Here is a 19,367-nt window from a genome sequence, read left to right as displayed (position 1 = left end):
CGCTTTCATAACTACTCAGGCTTTTTCCGCTGCTAACGGAAAAAAGGTGTATCCCGGTCTTTCTCTGATCGTTTGTCTCTGAATACTTGTAAAACCTCGTGATAGTTTGTGCATTTTAAGAGACGGCTCACCGCAGCCGGATCATCTAGCATGCCCCCTAGCCATTTGTACATATGCTGGAGGTCGGCTTTGCTTTCTTTCTCGACGCAAAGCAGGCAGACAAATTGGACACGCTTATCCGCCCAGTCAATCGGTTTCTTCAGCGTGCACACCGCCCAAAACGTCGTGTCTGTCTGCGGAACGAGCGGATGCGGAATCGCCGTGAGATTGCCGAAACTCGTAGGGGAAATCGCTTCCCTTTCAAAAATAGAATCGGTCAGAGTATCAGAAGCGAGGCCGGCTTTTGCAACCTGATGTCCGAGAAAACGGATGACGTCCTCCTTCGTCTCCAGATCCTGCTGCAAAAATACCAGCTCCGGTTTCAGAAAGTTCAATTGTTCCCGCTTTTCTTCCAGCATGGCGTCGATTTTTGTAAAATCCCCGCCGCCCAACAGTGTATGAACCTTTAATACGGGAACAGGCAGGTCTTTTTTGATCGGCACTGTGCTGACCACAAAATCAATCGACTCAAAAGAAAGCTGGTCAAGGCTGCAGTAATCAGCTGTGCCGACGATTTCAAGGCGCTTTGCGAACCGTGAACGCAGCTTTTCTCTTAAAAGCTGTGCACTGCCGGCGCCGGACGCACAGACAATCAAGCAGCGCTTAGGCGGCCGTTCTGTCTTTCTCCTTTCGATGGCCGCTCCGAAATGAAGCGCCAAATACCCGATCTCATTTTCATGAATATCAATGCCGGTTTGCTCCTTAATCACGATTCCCGCAATCACTCCCGCTTCAAATGCTAGCGGGTAATTTTCCTTTATAGCGGAAAGCATCGGGTTTCTCAGGTTCATTCCGTACCGGTTTCGGTTAATCGCCGGCTTGATATGGAGCGCCAGACCCGCTTTCAGCTCATTGTCGTCCGTGATTCCGAGCTTCAGCTCCCGCTCAATGGCTTCAATCATCGCCTCCGTCAAACGGCTGGTCTCCCCGTCTATCAGCCTTGTAAGCTCTTTTCCTTCCATTTGTGACTGGGTCATGCGTTTTGTCCCGAGCAGGTGAATGGCGATATAGGCGGTTTCCTGTTCGGGAAAGGTGACGGATAGCGCCGATTCAAGCTCTTTGACGATGGCTTCCGCTGACTGATATTCTGTTTCAAGCTTAATATCATGAAGATCCTCCGGAATGAGAGATACATAGTTTTCTGTCCGGATTCGTTTGCAGGCAATGGCGATATGGATGATGAGATTGTTCAGGCCGAAGAAAGAAAGCGGGATCTTATGGTTTCGAACCTGCTTCATAATGGCTGATCGGATCACTTGAATGTCGTCTTTCGGCAGAATACCGGCCTTCTCACTCAGGAGATCAGGCTCAGGCTCGCGGTCGTCCACTAAGTATTCCGCCATACAATAACGGAGACGGAGCTCTTCGCCGCGCAGCTTAAAGCCGTAGTTCGGCCTTGTTTCCAAAATGATGTCATAGGGGCGGAGCCGTTTTTTTACTTCTTTCAGATCGGATTGAAGCGTGGATTTACTGATGAACAATTCTTCTGCCAAGTCATCCAGCTTGAGGTAGCCGTCGGTCAGAAGCAGTCTTTTCATCAGATAATTTATCCGTTCTTCGGGAAAAATCGGCACGGCGCTGTTCTGCTGGAAATTGTCCTGAAGCCAGTTTTTAAACGGCTGCTCATCCCGGATCAGCAGCTTATAGCCGCTCCCTCTGACAGATTGAATGGAAGCGCCGTGTTTTTCGACAATGGTTTGCAGTTCCTTTATGTCATTGCGGACCGTCCGCGTCGTTACCTTTACTTTTGCAGCGATGACTGAGCTTGTAACCGGTGTTTCAGCAGCTAAAAGCAAGCGCAGAAGTTCACGAAGCCGCCCATGAAGCATGAGAAAAACCTCCTATCAGATCAGATGCAGACGTAAAAAATAGGCAAAAAGGATGAAAAAGGGGTAAATGTATGTAAATTCTATAATGGGGAGGTTTTCAAGTCAATGCAGCAGCCTGAGGCAAAGCCCGTAAAAAAACAGCCGGATCAGCCGGCTGTTCGGGAAGCGGACATGCGGTTTCGCTTAGATGACTTCCGTTCTTTTACGATTTTTCTGATGATCGGATAGATGACGGGCGCCCATTTGATAATTGTTTTGAAAAATTTTTTCAATGTTTGAATCCCCTTTCTTTTACCTTGTCTTTCCCCTGTTATCAGCGGCTGTAAACATGGTCAGCGTGAGACATACCGGTTCCCCGTCACCCAATAGCGCCACGGATAATCCCGGGCTTCTCCGCTGTTGTCAATCCCGATTCTCGGGCCTGTTGATATATGCTCCGGTGTAAAGCCTTCCGTAATATACAGCGGCTGTTCCGTGATCATGCCGCCGTAGTCGTTCATTGAAATGCCCATCGCCTTCGTCAGCTTCCCCGGGCCGTTTGTCCACTCTCTCGGGGGTCTGCCCGGTCTCCTGCGCTCCATCAGGAACTGACCTTCATGGGGCTCTGCCGCCCTGATTAACACGGCCTGCGGAATGCCGATGTCAGCGGCGACGACGTTCATTAATGTATGGGTGTGCATGACATATGTATAAATGCGGCCCGCCTCGTGGAACATAATTTCCGTCCGTTTCGTGCGCCGGTTGCCGAAACTGTGCGCCGCTCGGTCATCCGCTCCCATATAAGCTTCCGTTTCCACGATAAAGCCTGAAGCCGTTCCCTCATCCGTCTCTTTTACTAAGAGACAGCCGAGCAATAAAGGAGCAAGCTCTACTGACGGTCTTTGGTAAAATTCAATCGGCAAAGGCTTTCGTTCTCCCGCCATTTGTCTCCCCCCTTTCTGATTATATTCAATTTCCTCTTTCACGTTTTTCACTTCTTTTTTACAATATAAACATGAAAGAAAAAAGGGCATCATTGTTGAACACTCTATTGCGTTTTGAAAATCGGCTGGTTATAATATGATGGTTCAAATGAAAATGATTCTCATGTTCAATAAATACCGGACAATGATCATAAAAGTAGGTGAATTGATTTTTGAGCGATTCTGTCACGTCCGCAAGCCGTCTGATCAGCATCTTAAAAAACGGGATTTTCTTCCTGATCGCGGTAATCGGACTGCTTGTGTCTATTTTTTTCGCCGTCTCATTCGGCGCGAAAGACATTACTTTACATACGGTGTGGTCGGCGATTGCTGATTACAATCCAAACATGACGGGCCAGCAGATCATTCATGAATTGCGCCTTCCGAGAGTGCTCGGCGCGGCCGTTACAGGCGCCGCCTTTGCAGCAGCCGGCGCCCTCATGCAAGGTGTCACGAGAAACCCGCTTGCCGATTCGGGTGTCTTAGGCGTAAATGCAGGAGCCATGTTTGTTGTTGCGCTCAGCTTTGCTTTTTTCCCTCATTTGTCATACGCCCTGCTGATGGTAATGTCGTTTTTGGGCGCACTGGCAAGCACAGGCTTGATTTTCTTTATCAGCGCGGCGGGAAAAAGCAGCATGACACCTTTAAAAGTGACGCTTGCCGGGGCGGTTGTAGCCGCTCTATTACATTCACTCAGCACAGGTGTGGCGATTTATTACGATTTAAGCCAGGATTTGGCCTTCTGGTACGCCGGCGGGGTCTCAGGAATCAAGTGGGCTCATTTACAAGTCCTTGCTCCCGTGATTGCGGTCTTCATCATTCTCGCGACATTCATGGGCCGGTCCGTCACCCTTCTCTCAATGGGAAATGACGTTGCGGCGAATTTAGGGGTGAACACTGCTCTGACGCGTGCCGCGGGATTAATGATCGCCGTTGTTCTTGCCGGTGTGTCTGTTTCCGCTGCCGGTGCAATCGGCTTCGTCGGGCTGGTCATCCCCCATATCGCCCGCAAGATCGTCGGCGTTACGTACAGGCTGATTATTCCGATGTCCGCGTTGCTTGGAGCGATTCTTTTGATTTTGGCCGACTTGGCCTCGCGAACGGTCAGTCCCCCGAGAGAATTGGCAATAGGCATCATGGTCGCCCTTGTCGGTGTCCCTTTCTTTCTTTATATTGCCCGCAAGGAAGGGAGAGAATTATAAATGAAGGTGCAGAAGGAAACCAAAAAAGCGGCGGCGGCAGGCCTCATTCTGCTGATCATCGCCGTTTGCATTATTCTGATCGGGCTGCATACGGGCTCATTCCGGCTTTCTCCCTTTACGGTGGGAAAAACGCTGTTCGGATACGGCACGTTTCAAAGTACAACCGTTTTATTCGATTACCGGCTCCCCCGGATACTGGTGACGATGCTGGCCGGTATCGGTTTAGGCGTGTCGGGCGCTATTTTGCAGGGCGTATCCCGGAATCCGCTTGCCGATCCGGGAATCCTTGGGCTTCATGCCGGGGCTTCGTTCGGACTGATGATGTATATCACGTTCTTTCATTCACTTGAGGCGCAGGCGTCGATGTTCATCCCGTTATTTACGTTTGCGGGCGGAACCCTCGCCGCTCTGCTGATCGTAGTGCTCACGTACGACAGGCTGAACGGCTTTTTAACGATCCGCATGCTGTTAGTCGGGATCGCCGTTTCCGCAGGCTTCAGCGCCGTTACATTGTTTATGTCGCTGCGTCTGAATGAAGAAACCTATACATTCGCTTCCCGCTGGCTGGTGGGGAACGTTTGGGGCAGGGACTGGATTCACGTATGGTCTCTATTGCCCTGGATCGGCATTCTCGCACCGCTTGCATGGCTTAACGCCCGGTCTTTGAACATTTTAATGCTCGGTGACCAGGCCGCCGCGGGGCTTGGCGCACACGTGCAGAGAAAAAGGATCATGCTGATCGCCATAGCGGTCGGCCTGTCTTGCGCGAGTGTGGCGATGGCCGGCGGAATCGGCTTTATCGGCTTTGCCGCCCCACATTTGACGAGACGGCTCGTCGGCACCATGCATCAGCATATCATCCCGATTGCGGGGTTAATCGGCCTCGTCATTCTTGTCGCGGCCGATACCATCGGCCGCTCCCTGTTTCAGCCGAACGCCATTCCGGCCGGGGTGGTTGCGGCAGCCATCGGCGCGCCGTATTTTCTCTATCTGGTTATGAAAATCAAAACATAAAACAAGGAGTCTTCTCATGAAAAAAATAATTGCCCTCGTCAGTTTCATGTGTATTTTTTTATTGGCAGCCTGCCAATCCGATTCAACACAGCCAGAGACAAAAAAGGCATCCGGTGATCATAAAATCGCTTCGATGTCCATTCACCTGACAAATGACCTGCTGGCTCTCGGCATTACACCGGCCGGTTCCGTCGTGGGCGGAGAATTAAAAGATTTTCTCCCTCATGTAAAAAATCAGCTGAAAGACACGAAAAAACTCGGCCCTGCCTCAGATCCGGATATGGAAGCGTTACTCGAACTGAACCCTGACAACATTTATCTTGATAAAGAATTTGCAGGAAAAGATGTGTCAAAATACAAGAAAATCGGAAACACACACGTTTTCGACCTTGATAAAGGCACTTGGCGCGATCATTTAAAAGACATCGGAAAAATCGTCAACCGTGAAAAAGAAGCGAAAACCTTTATTCAAGATTACGAAGATGAAACAAAACAAGTCAAATCTATGATCGATAAGGAATTAGGGAAAAACGCCAAAGTCATGGCGATCCGCGTGAATGCAAAAGAACTTCGCGTCTTCAGCACACGCCGCCCGATGGGTCCGATTCTGTTTGATGACCTGAAACTGAAGCCTGCTGACGGCATTAAAGACATGAACACCTCCCGCCCTTATGAGGTCATTTCTCAAGAAGTGCTGCCGGATTACAACGCAGATGCGATTTTCGTGGTCGTTAACAGAGACGACAAGTCACAGCAAGCTTTTAAAGAATTGCAAAAAAGCGCTGTATGGAAAGGGCTGAAGGCCGTGAAAGCAAACCACGTCTATAAGATTGCCGATCAGCCTTGGCTTGATTATTCGGCACTGGGAAATAAATTAGCAATGGATGAAGCGAAAAAGCTGTTCCAAAAATAAACATGAGCCGGTTTTGCAAAACGTGCAAAGCCGGCTTTTTTATATTGTTATTTACTTATATAAACAGATGCTTATATAATGATGTAAAAAAGGAGTGAGAGCATGCAACGACAGCATAACGCCTTAAGTTCCGAAGGGGTCAGCCAATGCCTCAAGCTTCTCAGCGACATGACAAGGCTTTTGATGCTGAAATTTCTGAAGGAGAAAGAATATTGTGTCTGTGAGCTGACGGCCATTTTTGGCATGAGTCAGCCCGGCATCAGCCAGCACTTGCGGAAATTAAAGAACGCCGGGCTTGTGCGGGAAAGGCGGGAAGGCCAGTGGCGGTACTATGCCATTCATCCGTCCGGTCCGGAATACGCGCTGGTCCGCTCCATTCTGCAGCAGATAGACGAAAAGGACGGCGTTTTACAGACATTGCGGCAAAAAGAAGTCGCTGTTTCATGCCGATAAGGAGGATATATTCTTGGGAATTGCGGTTTTATCAGCGCTGATTTTTGTGCTGACACTTGTATTTGTCATTTGGCAGCCGAAACACATATCAATCGGCTGGTCTGCCTGCGGCGGAGCGGTCCTCGCTTTGATTGCGGGGGCAGTCAGCCTGCATGATATCGCGGAAGTGACGGGAATCGTCTGGAATGCGACACTTGCCTTTATCGCCATTATTATCATTTCATTGATTCTTGACAGCATCGGATTTTTTGAATGGGCCGCGCTGCATATGGCCATGGCGGCCAAAGGCAGCGGGCTGCGGATGTTTCTCTATGTTTCCGTCTTAGGGGCTGTGGTCTCCGCCCTGTTTGCCAATGACGGAGCGGCGCTCATTTTGACGCCGATCGTACTGGCGATGGTGCGGGCTTTAGATTTACCTGAAAAGCTGATTTTACCGTTTATTATCGCCGGAGGGTTCATCGCCGATACTACCTCGCTCCCGCTCGTGGTCAGCAATTTGGTCAATATCGTATCCGCGGATTACTTTCATATCGGATACATTGAATATGCATCACGTATGCTGGTGCCCAACCTCTTTTCTTTGGCGGCAAGCATTTTGGTGCTGTATCTCTATTTCAGAAAAAACATTCCGAAACGGTTTGACACCGGCCTTGTGAAACATCCTGCATCCGCCATTAAGGATGAGCGCCTTTTCCGGTTATCATGGGGTGTCCTGGCCGTTTTATTGATCGGGTATTTCGTCAGCGCGCTGCTGTCGATCCCTGTGTCCTTCGTTGCCGGCTCCATCGCGGTTATTTTTCTCATTCTGGCGCAGCGAAGCCCCGCCGTCCCTGCAAAACAAGTCATCAGGGACGCCCCGTGGGCCATCGTGTTTTTTTCTGTCGGCATGTATGTTGTCGTGTACGGCTTGCGGAATGCCGGACTGACGGATCTTCTTTCTCAGCTTATTCAGAAAGCGGCGGATCACGGACTGTTTGCGGGGACACTCGGAATGGGTTTTATCGCTGCGGTTCTGTCCTCCGTTATGAATAACTTGCCGACGGTGATGATTGACGCCATAGCCATCAGCGGAACGGACGCTCACGGGCTGATGAGAGAAGCATTGATTTACGCGAATGTTATCGGTTCGGACCTCGGGCCGAAAATCACGCCGATCGGGTCGCTGGCGACATTGTTATGGCTCCATGTGCTGAGCCGGAAAAACGTGAAAATTTCCTGGGGAATGTATTTCAAAACAGGTCTGATATTAACCGTTCCGACGTTATTCATCACCCTGATCGGGCTTTATTTATGGCTGTTATGGCTGGCCTGAGTATGGAACGGCGGATCTTTAACGCCGATTGCGGAATAACCTCTTCTTTTGAAAACGGGTTTTAAAAAATGGCTCTGCTGGGCATATTGATACCGTTCAAAAAGGAGGGTTCAGCAATGGAAAATAACAAAGACAGCGAAGAAGCGCTTTCCAGTAAGACGACCGGTAAAGGCGAGTCAGAAGACACGCTGACAAACCGGCAGGGCCATCCGGTCACTGACAACCAGAATGTCAGGACAGTCGGCAATAGAGGGCCGACGACATTGGAGAATTATGATTTTTTGGAGAAAATCAGCCACTTTGACCGTGAACGGATTCCGGAGCGCGTCGTTCACGCGCGCGGCGCCGGTGCACACGGATACTTTGAGGCGTACGGAAGTTTTGGAGACGAGGAGATTTCAAAATACACAAGGGCGAAGGTGTTCCAAAAGAAAGGAACGAAAACACCGGCGTTTGTGCGCTTTTCAACCGTCAATCACGGAAAGCACTCGCCGGAAACACTGCGTGATCCCCGGGGTTTTGCCGTTAAGCTTTATACGGAAGACGGCAACTGGGATCTGGTCGGCAATAACTTGAAAATCTTTTTTATCCGTGATCCGTTGAAGTTTCCGGATCTTGTTCACGCATTTCAGCCTGATCCGGTTACGAACATACAGGACGGTGAGCGTATTTTCGACTTCATCTCCCAATCACCGGAAGCGACTCATATGATCACTTTCTTGTTTTCGCCGTGGGGCATCCCGGCCAACTACCGGCAGATGCAGGGCTCAGGCGTCCATGCGTACAAATGGGTCAATGAAGAAGGAAAAGCCGTGCTCGTCAAATATCACTTTGAACCGAAACAGGGCATCCGCAATCTGACACAGAAGGAAGCGGAAGAGATTCAGGGGAAAAACTTTAACCATGCGACACAGGATTTGTATGACGCGATTGAAAAAGGCGATTATCCGGAGTGGGAAGTGTATGCCCAAATCATGACTGATGACGAGCATCCCGAACTGGATTTTGATCCGCTTGACCCGACAAAGCTGTGGTATAAAGACGATTTTCCTTGGAAGCCGATCGGCAAATTGGTGCTCAATAAAAATCCGGAAAACTACCATGCCGAGGTGGAACAAGCCTCATTCGGAACGGGCGTGCTGGTGGACGGGCTTGATTTTTCAGATGATAAATTGCTTCAAGGGCGGACATTCGCCTATTCAGATACCCAGCGGTACCGCGTCGGCGCAAATTACCTGCAGCTTCCGATCAACTCGCCGAAAAAGCATGTCGCCACCAACCAGGAAGGCGGGCAAATGCAGTATCGGGTCGATCGGGCAGAAGGGCAAAACCCGCACGTCAATTATGAGCCGTCTATTATGGGCGGACTTAAAGAAGCGAAGCAGGATGGGAAAGACCATACGCCTCATGTCGAAGGCGATGTGAAGCGGGAAGCGATCGACCGGTCGAATAACTTCGGCCAAGCTGGAGAAACGTATCGCCGTTTTTCAGAATTTGAACGGAACGAATTGATCACAAACTTGGTCAATACGCTCTCTTCCTGCCGGAAAGACATTCAGGACCAAATGATTGAGAATTTCACAAAAGCAGATCCGGACTACGGAAAACGCGTGGCTGAAGGGCTGAAAAAAGCCTCCGAAAGCAACAGCGGCGGGCCGATCGGCACTACGGATGCGGCACAGGCGGCAAAGCAGGCTGAACGGGAAAGCCATCCGTCAGATCCGTATTAAACAAAAAAACAGGACAATCGCGTCCTGTTTTTTTTGAGCTAATTAAGCTCCTGTATATTCTGCTCCGCCACAGCAGCAAATACTTTCGGCTCCGGACGGTCAAGATCTTCATGGAATAAACTTACTTTATGGATCTGCCGGTTGTCGTACAGATGAAAGTAATAGCTCCCCGTGTCACAGCACATGACGGACGTATACTGTGTATAATCAATTTCATTCTCCTCGGTGATCACGGCGCCTTTTGGAATATTCATATTGGACAGCACGTGAAAAGCGGCCGTAACGCCATCTGTTTCATGAGCGGCAGGCTCTAAATGCTCTTTCAGGTAAGCGGCCCTGATGAATCGGGATGGCGGCGTGTAGTCACCGGGAAGCCCGATCGTTCCTGACCCTTGGCCGAATGCGGTTAATGTCATTCCGCCCAATGTTTTGCTTTCTGACTGCTGCGGCCTGATTCCGATATAATGGCGCAGATTGGTCACATGCCAAGGAAATTCAGGACTGTTGGTCATCACTCCGGGTTTGTTGTCATAGACTTTCATACCTTCCGGCGTCGGCTCGATCACAATGCAGCCACCCGTGCGGTCTGATAAAATCCAATGAAGGGGCAGCACCGTATCCAATAACATTAACTTCTTCTCTACAATTGTCAGTGAAGCGAGCTTTTCCTTTACGTCTTCAAGAGATTCACAGTTTGATAAGGCCCATGTGACGAACTCATGAGGAGCGATGCGGCACGTGCCCTCCCGTTGCGCTTTCTCGTATCCCGCAAATCCCGGAAAATACAGCGTCGCACAAGACAGCCCTTTTTCATTCACGCCGTCGGCAAACAGAATATTGCCGAGATTTCTCCCCATGCCGATAAATGCGTATTTCGTCTTATGCAGCCTGCCGTCAGCTTCGCTTTTCCAGCTGTACTGACGAGGGTACAGCATGACGTCGGTGTCGAGCTGAAAAGCAAAATCCATCGTTCGCGCCAATAGGTGATTACCATCTGCCGTTTTCAATGTAAGACTTGTACACATATCATCAATCCCCTTTTCGTTTATGAAATTTACACAAAGTAAACTATTCTTAAAGCTTAGCGAATAATAGCTCCATTCGTCAAAAGATTGACACATTTCTCCTTCATACATATTAGTCCGTAAGCATCTCCATGCCTTTTAAACCCCGGTAAATCGTTTTGGCGGCAGTGTCTGTTCAGTTTCACAAAAAATCTCAGAACGGCTGTCAGCGAGGCTTTACAATGTTTTTCCTGTGTACTGGAATTTGTAAACGGTAAGTCAATCTGTTAAGCTATGACTTTATGTTAAAAGAAGACATACGGAGGAGATTATCTATTGAAAGTAGAAAGGCGAACGATTGAACATATTCCGCATCACGAAAGACACGGAAAGGCCAAAGATTTATTCCCCGTTTGGTTCGGGGCGAATATGCATATAACAACGTTAGTCACAGGCACACTGCCCGTTACAATGGGACTCGATCTCTTTTGGAGTATCGCCGCCATTATGATCGGAACCTTTATCGGCGCAATCTTTATGGCGTCTCATTCCGCACAAGGACCTCAGCTCGGAATTCCGCAAATGATTCAAAGCCGCGCGCAATTCGGCGTGATCGGAGCGATTCTGCCCCTCTTTTTGGTCATGTTTATCTACCTGGGCTTCTTTGCGAGCAGTACGATTCTCGCAGCCGGTACACTGAGCAGCTTTGTCCCGATTCCGGCTTCATGGTGTATTATCGGCTTAAGCGCCATCTGTTTTTTACTCACGATCTACGGTCATGATCTGATTCACAAAATGCAGAAAATCCTCTCTTGGACCTCCTTTGCCGTTTTTTTTGCTGCAACGATTCTTATTTTTCAACTGCCGATTCCCTCAGGAAGCTGGGTGCCCGGCTCATTAGATCTGCCTGTTTTCTTAGTGGCGGTCAGCGCGGTGGCCACATGGCAGCTGGCATACGCGCCATATGTCGCAGATTATTCCCGTTATCTGCCGGTCAAAACACCGGCATCGCATACCTTTTGGTACAGCTACGCAGGTACGTCAGTCAGTTCTATCTGGATGATGCTTCTCGGCGCTATTTTGACGACGGCGCTCCCGGGATTCACTGCTAATGCCGGAAATGAAATTGTCCGATTGTTCGGCCCGTTTTCCTTTATTATGCTGATCATCGTCCTGTTCGGACAAATGGCGATCAACGTCTTTAATTTATACGGAGCCTTTATGTCAACCACGACCACCTTGGAGCCGTTTTTAAAACTGAAGGTGACGCCGAAAACGAGAGTGGTAATGATCCTTTATGTGACGGCAGCGGGTACTGTATTAAGTCTCATGGGCCAAAGCAATTTCATGGAACTGTTTTTAAATTTCATCTTTTTCATCAGTTATTTCTTAATTCCATGGACAGCGATCAACCTCGTGGATTACTATTTTGTCCGCCGCGGAAAATACCACGTCAAATCGATGTTTGACGTCAACGGACAATACGGCAGGGTCAACTGGATTACAGCGGCCGCCTTCGTTTTGTCGATCATACTAGAAATCCCGTTTATCAATACGTCCTTTTACATCGGGCCGCTCGCTGAAATATTCGGCGGAGGCGACATCGCCTGGGTTGTCGGGCTGGCCGTTCCGTCGCTGTTGTATTATGTTCTGATGAAATCAAGGTTAAAACAAAAAGAGGCGCCTTCCCTATGAAGACGCCTTTTCTTTATTCATATTTCTTCCATACACGCGGCAGCAGTTCGGAAAGTTCGTGCGCCAATAAGGTATGTGCGGAGTGCTCTTTCGTCCATAACTCCGCACATTCGCCGTGAAGGCGGACGGCGTTCAATACGGCATGCTTCGGGTCTTGATGACAGCACAGCATGCCAAGAATCATTCCCGTCAGCGTGTCGCCGGTCCCGCCTTTTGCAAGCGCGCCGTTTCCGGTTGTATTCCGGCGGCACTCCCCGTCAGAAAAAGCGATAATGGTTTCGTTTCCTTTCAGGACAATCGTGACATGAAGCCGCTCCGCCCATTCCGCGGCATATGCCGCTCTATTCTGTTGAATCTCTTGAATCGGAAGGCCGGTCATTCTTGAAAATTCGCCGGGGTGAGGCGTCAAGATCACCGGGGCTTTCCTTTCCGGATAGGTTCTTTTTGTTATGGCGCCCGCATCCAGTATGACGGGATACTCGGCAGAAAGCAGCTGGTCAGCCGCCTGCTGCACTTCGTCCGTTTGGGGAAGCCCCGGCCCGATGGCCGCGGCCCGGATGGTTTCTTCCGGCTGACCCGCCGCGGCTTTTTTCCACCCGTCCCGCCAGTACGTCGCTTCCGGCAGCACCGGGACAATGAGCGGGATGACGCCTGCCGATGTACCGATGACGAGCTTGCCGACACCGCTTCTCATCGCGCCCAAACCTGCAAGAAGGGCGGCTCCCGGCATGTCATCGCTTCCGGCCAGCAATAACGCCGTCCCGAACGTCCCCTTATGGCTGTCTGCCTCACGCTTTGGCAATGTATCTTTCACATCCCGTTCCGTCCAATCCAGTATGTTCATCTCTGTACCTCCTCTTCTGTCTCTTATTTATATTCCAAACAAGAAGAGATTTTAAACCGCACAAAAAAACAGCCGCACGTTTGCGGCTGTTTATGTTCTGATCGGAACATCAAGACGGTAAAGCTTCCGGTACCGTTCGTTTTCTGCAAGCAGCTCTTGATGGGTTCCTTCCATTTCTGCTTTTCCATTTTCTAAAAAGACAATCTTATCAGCTGTTTCCACACCTGCTAGATGGTGTGTAATCCAGAGAATCGTTTTCTCTTTAAAGACGTCAAAAATCGTATCAAGCAATTCGCGTTCAGTGACCGCATCAAGGCCGACCGTCGGTTCATCAAGAATAATGACCGGCGTATCCTGAAGCAGAATGCGGGCAAGTGCGATCCGCTGACGTTCCCCGCCTGAGAAACGAATCCCCGTCTCCTGCACGGATGTTTCATACCCGTCAGGCAATGATTCAATATAGTCGTGCAGCTTCACTTGCCGCGCCGCACGCTTAACATCTTCATCACTCGCCTTGCCGTTTCCGAGCCGGATATTGTTCATAATGCTCGTATTAAAGAGATGAGGCTTCTGATTCAAAACGGCTACCGCTGAGGAAATCTGATCCTGCACGGCCGCAGTTTCCAGCCCGTTCAGTGTCACTTTGCCTGAATCGGGAACTAAGGCGCCTTCAATTAAAGCGAGAGAGGTCGACTTACCGGAGCCGCTCCTGCCGAGCAACGCCATTTTTTCACCCTGGCGGAGAGTGAAGGAAAAGCGGTCAAGCACATGACTGTGCTGATCATAAGAAAATGACACGTTATCAAACGCCAGTGTCACATCAGTGACATCCAGTTTCTCATCTGACTGCTTCACCTCACGCCCCCGCAGCTCCGGAGCCGCCTTACTCATTCTTCTGATCGAATCCTGATAAGAAGGTACTTCCGTCAGCGCATCCGAAAGGGGCAAAAACGCCTCCGTCAATGGAAATACAACAAGCACAAAGGCCGCGATCATCGTGTTGGCGATGCTGCCGTCCGCATACTGACCTGCCGTCCAGAACAGCATGATCAATATGAAGCCGCCGACAAGGCATTGTGCGGCGAGATCGCGCAGCCTCGTAAATCGCTGACGTTTGCTCTCGAGGTCAAACCATGCCTTTTCTTTCTCTTCATAAGAGGAAATAAAGGCGGCCTGACGTCCCGAGAACATCCAGTCGCTCACGCCGAGCACGGCATCTGTCAGCCGGCTGTAGAGCGTATTCCGTCCGCTTTTTAGCCTCATGTTTTTCGCTCTCGTCACAAGAAGCGACACAACCGGAAATAAGACAACCAATACAAACAGGTAAATCGCCGCAAGAGCGGCAAACGGCCAGGAAAAAAAGCCGAGCCCGATAACGGATGCCGCATAGAGCAGCAAAGCGGAAACCCCGGGGAAAATCGTTTTTAAAAACGCATCCTGCAAATGCTCAATATCCTCAGCCAAAATGCCGAGCATGTCGCCCGTCCGGAAACGGGAAGAGAGCATGAGAGAGGCCGGCTCCAGCAGATTGTAAAGCCGCACCCGCATGTCGGACACGATTTTCAAAATGATATGATGCCCCGTCAGACGCTCGGCATACCGGGAAACTGAACGGGCGATCCCGAAGGTGCGCACGGCCACAATCGGAACGTACACCAGCAGGATATTCTCAGGCCTAGTTGCTGACTTTGAGATCAAAAAACCGGAAGTAAACATGAGAAAGGCCGCCGAAAAAATCGTCACCGCGCCTAAAAAAATCACAAGAACAAACAAACGGGCATTTTGCTTAATATACGGCAGAATCCATTCTTCTTTCCTCATGTTCTTTCCCCCAGTTGCGCCTCTACAAGTTTGGCGTATACGCCTTGTTTCGCCATCAATTCGTCGTGGGTGCCGATTTCCGCCACCGCGCCGTCATCAAGCACGATAATTTCGTCCATTTCAAGCATCCAGTGAAGACGATGAGTGGCCAGAAAAACAAGCTTATTTTCAAATAGGTCTTTCATCGTTTCTTTTATTTCATACTCTGTTTCAATATCAAGGTGAGCGGTCGGCTCATCCAAAAGGAGAATCGGACGGTTTCCTAAAAAGGCTCTGGCCAGCGCGACACGCTGAGCCTGCCCTCCGCTGAGCGCCCGTCCGCCCTCGCCGATCCGGCCGTCAAGACCGCCGGGCAGATCACGAATCAGTTCGGAAAGACCCGCCGAAGCAGCGGCCTGCGCCGTTTCCTCACGGGAAGCATCAGGATGATAAAACCGGATATTATTCAAAAGCGTGTCATCAAAAATGTACGGATGCTGCGGAATATAGAGCAGCTGCTTCTGCCAGCCGTCCGACTGCAGATGCGAGCGGGATTCACCGTTTACCTTGATCTCACCGGACGCAGGCTCTAAAAAGCCGCCCAGCACATCAATGAGAGTCGATTTTCCCGCGCCGCTTTCCCCGATAATCCCGATTTTTCTCTTCCCTTTAAAGGACAGATTAAATTCAGACATCGATTCACGGACGGACAAACGCGTAAGCTGTAATTCATCTCCGTCAGTCCACGTATCAAGCTCGAGCGGCTTTTCTTCTTTAAAACCGGGCTGCGCCAAAATCGCCTGAATGGTTTTTCCCGCTTCCTGCCCGTTTAATGTCGCGTGGTAATCATTTCCCACCTCGCGGACCGGGAGAAAGTATTCAGGCGCAAGAATCAGCGCGGTCAATGCCGGACCGAGAAGAATCTGCCCGTCTATCAGCCGCAAGCCGAGGAACACCGCCACTGTCGCCACCGACAGCATCGTGAAGAAATCAAGGGCGAATGATGATAAAAACGCGACCCGGAGTGTGCTCATCGTCGCCTTGCGGTATCTCTCACTGACATGAAAAATATTTTTGCTGTGTGATTTGCTTAATCCTAAAAGCCGCAATGTCTCCAGTCCGCGGAGCGAATCCACGAAATGATTGGAAAGCGTCTGATAGGACTTCCATTGGCGATCGGCTTTTTTCTGTGCGACAAGTCCGAGCAGGATCATAAATACAATCAAAATCGGAAGCGCAAGAATCAGAATCAAAGCCGATGTTTTATCCTGAAAAAACACGTAAATGACAACGGCAGCCGGCACGATCGCCATGCTGACCATTTTCGGCAGAAACAGCTCTAAGTAGCGGCGGAACTGGCTGATGCCTTCCATCGCCAGCGTCACCATCCGGCCTGTCCCCTCTTTTTTCGCAAAGCGGGGGCCGAGACGGAACAATTGCTCAAGAAATCTTTTTCTTAAGTCTGCGCCGGTTTGCGCGGCATATTGGTACACGATTTTCTGCCGGACCGTTGTCACCGCGTGCCGGACCAAAAACGCAAGCAGGAAAAAACCGATAACCGGATAAAGAGAAGCAATCCGCTTCCCATTAAATAATCCGGTTACCGCCTGGCTCAGCCATTCCGCCTGCAAGATAATGGCGGCCGTTTGTATGATCGTTAATCCCGTAATGATCGCAAGAATCCGCTTCATTCCTTTATAAAGAAACAGGTCTTTTCCCATTAATAAGTCATAGGCTCCTTATGGCTGACGCGTTTCCGGAAGACATAATAGCTCCAGATCTGACTGCCGATGACAAACGGCAGCAAAGTCAGTGCGACAATTGTCATGACCTTAAGTGAATAATCACCGGAAGACGCGTTAGCTACTGTTAAGTCATACGCGCTTTTCAGCGAGCTGACCATGACGCGCGGGAACAGGGAGATAAAAATCATCGCGACTGTCAAAGCGAGACCCGCGCCGGTCATACCGAATGCCCAGCCGTCTTTTTTCTTGCTCATGAACACAATGGCAAGAACGTTGCAGATGACAATCAGCACGAATATTGGAATCGTGATGTTTGCCCGGCGTGTAAACATATCCGTATCGTATGCAGACATCGCAAAGAAAGCAAGTACAACAAGAAAGATAACACCGATTACGCGTTTTGCCATTTTTCTCGCACGCTCTTGTAAATCACCGATCGTGCGCAAGGTGATAAACATTAAACCGTGCAGGAATGAAAGAAGGGTGACGGCTGCTCCGCCAAGAACGGAATACACGTTCACAATATCTGAAAAACCTGCGTGAATGTTCATGTGTCCGTCAATCGGCACACCGCGGAACAAGCTTGTAAAGATAAGGCCGAATAAAAACGGCGGGATAAGGCTTCCGAAGAAAATCACCCAGTCCCATGTTTTGACCCATTTCAGATTGTTCACTTGCCCGCGGAATTCAAATGCCACGCCGCGGCCCATCAAGGCAAGAAGAATGATGATAAACGGAATGTAATATCCGCTGAGCATCGTTGCATACCAGTTCGGGAATGCCGCGAAAATCGCTCCCGTACCTGTGATCAGCCACACCTCATTCGCATCCCAGAACGGGCCGATGGTGTTAACCAGCACTCTGCGTTCTAATTCATTATGGCCAAGAAATCGGGTCGAAATGCCGACACCGAAATCAAAACCTTCTAAAAAGAAAAATCCGACAAACAAAATCGAAACGAGTATAAACCAAAGATCATGAAGTGACCCCATGGTAGACCTCCTGACTGAACGGATCTGTTGATACAGGAACATCCTTGTGATCATCATGGTCCGCACCTTTTTTAATTTCACGAACGAATAGGAAAACAAGCAGCGCGCCTAAAATCAAGTACATGACGCCGAAGCTGATAATTGAAAACAGCAGAGATCCCGTCGTTACGTTAGGCGAAACGGATTGTGCGGTCGTCAATTGCCCCATGACCGTCCACGGCTGGCGTCCGATTTCAGTCATAATCCATCCGGCAGAGTTCGCAATGAACGGGAATGCGATCAGTGCGATCATGCCCCGTAAATACCACTTGCTCGTATGAAGCTTTTTGCGGCGGTTCAGAATAAAGCCGGCAATCGCGGCAAAAATCATAAGCGCGCCTGCACCCGCCATAATGCGGAAGCTCCAGAACGTCGTTTTAACAGGCGGGATATAGTCGCCTTTTCCGTACGTTTTTTCGTATTCTTTTTGAAGAGTTTTCATCCCTTTAACACTGCCGCTGAACTTCTGATAAGCCAAGTAGCTGAGTGCGTAAGGAATTGAAATTTCTGATGTGTTTTTTTCTTTATTCGTATCAATGTTCGCAAAAGCCGTCCACGCGGCAGGATCACCGCTGTCATCCCAAAGCGCTTCACTGGCGGCCATTTTCATCGGCTGCGATTCCATTAAATGCTCAGCCTGCATATGTCCGCTGAACGCAACGCCGATACCGGCGATCAGACCGACAATCATAGAAAGCTTGAAAGATTTATGGAAGAAAGGCACTTCTTTTTTCTTCAATAATTTATATGCGCTGACACCGGCGATAAAGAAAGCACCCGTTGCAAGCGCCCCGAAAATGACGTGAGGGAATTCAACCCAAAGCTGAGGGTTTGTCAAAAGCGCCCCGAAATCATTCATTTCCGCGCGGCCGTTTTTAATCGCAAAGCCGACCGGCTCCTGCATGAATGAGTTTGCCGTCAAAATCCAGAAAGATGACATAATCGTCCCGAAGGATACAAGCCAAATGCAAAGCAAATGCACTTTTTTAGATAAACGGTCCCAGCCGAAAATCCATAATCCGATAAAAATAGATTCCATAAAGAACGCCAAAAGCGCTTCAACCGCAAGTGGAGCGCCAAATACGTCTCCGACAAAACGGGAATAATCAGACCAGTTCAATCCAAACTGGAATTCCTGAAGAATCCCTGTGACGACGCCGACAGCAAAGTTAATTAAAAAGAGATGTCCCCAAAATTTAGCCATTTTGAGATAGGTCTCTTGTTTTTTGACAACATAAAGCGTCTCCATCAAAGCAACCATAAACACAAGCCCGATAGACATAGGCACAAACAGGAAGTGAAACAATGTTGTAGATGCAAATTGTATGCGGGCTAAAACCAACTCACTCATGATGTTTTTCCTCCAATCTGGTAAATTGCTCAACATTTCACAAACACGACAAAACCATTGCTCGGTATTTCACAAGAAATGATATATTTGCTCAACGTTTCACAAATTTGTCAAAACTAATGAATTATCAGCCTGCACTCCCTGGGGGGGCAGCCGGCTGTCATAGAAATGATTCAATATCATTACTTTACAACGATTCCGCCTAAAAAAAAAGATCGATATACCTAAAAATAGGCTGAAATTGTGACCGATTAATGTCGAATTTGTAGAGATTTTATGTCGGCATCTAGGATTTTTGTCCCTTCCATATCGTACCTCTTTTT

General features: G+C 49.4%; 16 protein-coding genes. 7 read left to right on the top strand and 9 right to left on the bottom strand.

What is annotated here, in order from left to right; genetic code table 11:
- Nucleotides 1–32: 32 nt before the first annotated feature.
- The 3 genes from licR to Y79_RS0109665 all read right to left on the bottom strand — a co-directional run bounded on the left by licR (nt 33) and on the right by Y79_RS0109665 (nt 2,911).
- Nucleotides 33–1,988, bottom strand: a complete 1,956-nt coding sequence (licR, locus tag Y79_RS0109675; RefSeq protein WP_016937489.1) for a transcriptional regulator LicR — start codon at nt 1,986–1,988, stop codon at nt 33–35.
- A 146-nt stretch (nt 1,989–2,134) separates the two neighbouring features.
- Nucleotides 2,135–2,260: a hypothetical protein gene (locus Y79_RS1000000121830; RefSeq protein ID WP_265586273.1), complete on the bottom strand. Its 126-nt coding sequence runs from the start codon at nt 2,258–2,260 to the stop codon at nt 2,135–2,137.
- Nucleotides 2,261–2,320: 60 nt separating this feature from the next.
- Entirely contained in the window at nt 2,321–2,911 is a 591-nt protein-coding gene (locus Y79_RS0109665) for a DNA-3-methyladenine glycosylase (protein WP_029575285.1), read from the bottom strand.
- Nucleotides 2,912–3,153: 242 nt separating this feature from the next.
- Between Y79_RS0109665 and Y79_RS0109660 the strand changes: the two genes are divergently transcribed.
- From Y79_RS0109660 to katX, 6 genes are all read left to right on the top strand, one after another.
- Nucleotides 3,154–4,152 (top strand): FecCD family ABC transporter permease, encoded by a 999-nt coding sequence (locus tag Y79_RS0109660; protein ID WP_050544528.1) that lies wholly within the window; start codon nt 3,154–3,156, stop codon nt 4,150–4,152.
- The gene (locus tag Y79_RS0109655) at nt 4,153–5,166 is read left to right on the top strand and encodes a FecCD family ABC transporter permease (RefSeq protein ID WP_016937485.1); all 1,014 of its coding nucleotides are present in this window, start codon (nt 4,153–4,155) and stop codon (nt 5,164–5,166) included.
- 16 nt (nt 5,167–5,182) lie between these two features.
- Nucleotides 5,183–6,079 (top strand): ABC transporter substrate-binding protein, encoded by an 897-nt coding sequence (locus tag Y79_RS0109650; protein WP_016937484.1) that lies wholly within the window; start codon nt 5,183–5,185, stop codon nt 6,077–6,079.
- Between the two features lie 102 nt (nt 6,080–6,181).
- Entirely contained in the window at nt 6,182–6,532 is a 351-nt protein-coding gene (locus Y79_RS0109645) for an ArsR/SmtB family transcription factor (RefSeq protein ID WP_016937483.1), read from the top strand.
- Nucleotides 6,533–6,545: 13 nt separating this feature from the next.
- Nucleotides 6,546–7,844 carry an arsenical efflux pump membrane protein ArsB gene (locus Y79_RS0109640; protein WP_016937482.1) on the top strand — a complete coding sequence of 433 codons (1,299 nt, stop codon included), beginning with the start codon at nt 6,546–6,548 and terminating at the stop codon, nt 7,842–7,844.
- A 116-nt stretch (nt 7,845–7,960) separates the two neighbouring features.
- The gene (katX, locus tag Y79_RS0109635; RefSeq protein ID WP_016937481.1) at nt 7,961–9,574 is read left to right on the top strand and encodes a catalase KatX; all 1,614 of its coding nucleotides are present in this window, start codon (nt 7,961–7,963) and stop codon (nt 9,572–9,574) included.
- Nucleotides 9,575–9,612: 38 nt separating this feature from the next.
- Here the strand turns inward: katX and Y79_RS0109630 are convergent, their stop codons facing one another.
- On the bottom strand, nt 9,613–10,599 hold the full coding sequence (locus Y79_RS0109630) for a choloylglycine hydrolase family protein (RefSeq protein ID WP_016937480.1): 987 nt from the start codon (nt 10,597–10,599) through the stop codon (nt 9,613–9,615).
- Between the two features lie 315 nt (nt 10,600–10,914).
- Here Y79_RS0109630 and Y79_RS0109625 point away from each other — a divergent pair, with 315 nt between their 5' ends.
- Nucleotides 10,915–12,273 carry a purine-cytosine permease family protein gene (locus Y79_RS0109625; RefSeq protein ID WP_016937479.1) on the top strand — a complete coding sequence of 453 codons (1,359 nt, stop codon included), beginning with the start codon at nt 10,915–10,917 and terminating at the stop codon, nt 12,271–12,273.
- Between the two features lie 13 nt (nt 12,274–12,286).
- Here Y79_RS0109625 and Y79_RS0109620 read toward each other — a convergent pair whose 3' ends face one another.
- The 5 genes from Y79_RS0109620 to Y79_RS0109600 form a co-directional block, all read right to left on the bottom strand.
- Nucleotides 12,287–13,117, bottom strand: coding sequence for an NAD(P)H-hydrate dehydratase (locus Y79_RS0109620; RefSeq protein WP_016937478.1), 831 nt, complete (start codon nt 13,115–13,117; stop codon nt 12,287–12,289).
- Nucleotides 13,118–13,207: 90 nt separating this feature from the next.
- The gene (gene cydC, locus Y79_RS0109615) at nt 13,208–14,938 is read right to left on the bottom strand and encodes a thiol reductant ABC exporter subunit CydC (protein WP_016937477.1); all 1,731 of its coding nucleotides are present in this window, start codon (nt 14,936–14,938) and stop codon (nt 13,208–13,210) included.
- A complete protein-coding gene (cydD, locus tag Y79_RS0109610; protein ID WP_016937476.1) occupies nt 14,935–16,638 on the bottom strand; it encodes a thiol reductant ABC exporter subunit CydD in 1,704 nt (567 codons plus the stop codon). The genes cydC and cydD overlap by 4 nt, the downstream gene beginning before the upstream one ends.
- A complete protein-coding gene (gene cydB, locus Y79_RS0109605) occupies nt 16,638–17,654 on the bottom strand; it encodes a cytochrome d ubiquinol oxidase subunit II (RefSeq protein WP_016937475.1) in 1,017 nt (338 codons plus the stop codon). Before cydB ends, cydD begins: the two co-directional genes overlap by 1 nt.
- On the bottom strand, nt 17,638–19,044 hold the full coding sequence (locus tag Y79_RS0109600) for a cytochrome ubiquinol oxidase subunit I (protein ID WP_016937474.1): 1,407 nt from the start codon (nt 19,042–19,044) through the stop codon (nt 17,638–17,640). Before Y79_RS0109600 ends, cydB begins: the two co-directional genes overlap by 17 nt.
- Between the last annotated feature and the right edge of the window lie 323 nt (nt 19,045–19,367).

Source organism: Bacillus siamensis KCTC 13613 (genome assembly GCF_000262045.1).
In the GTDB taxonomy this organism is placed as follows: domain Bacteria; phylum Bacillota; class Bacilli; order Bacillales; family Bacillaceae; genus Bacillus; species Bacillus siamensis.
The sequence above is the reverse complement of the archived record's forward strand: the minus strand, read 5'-3'. Positions and strand labels throughout refer to the sequence as shown.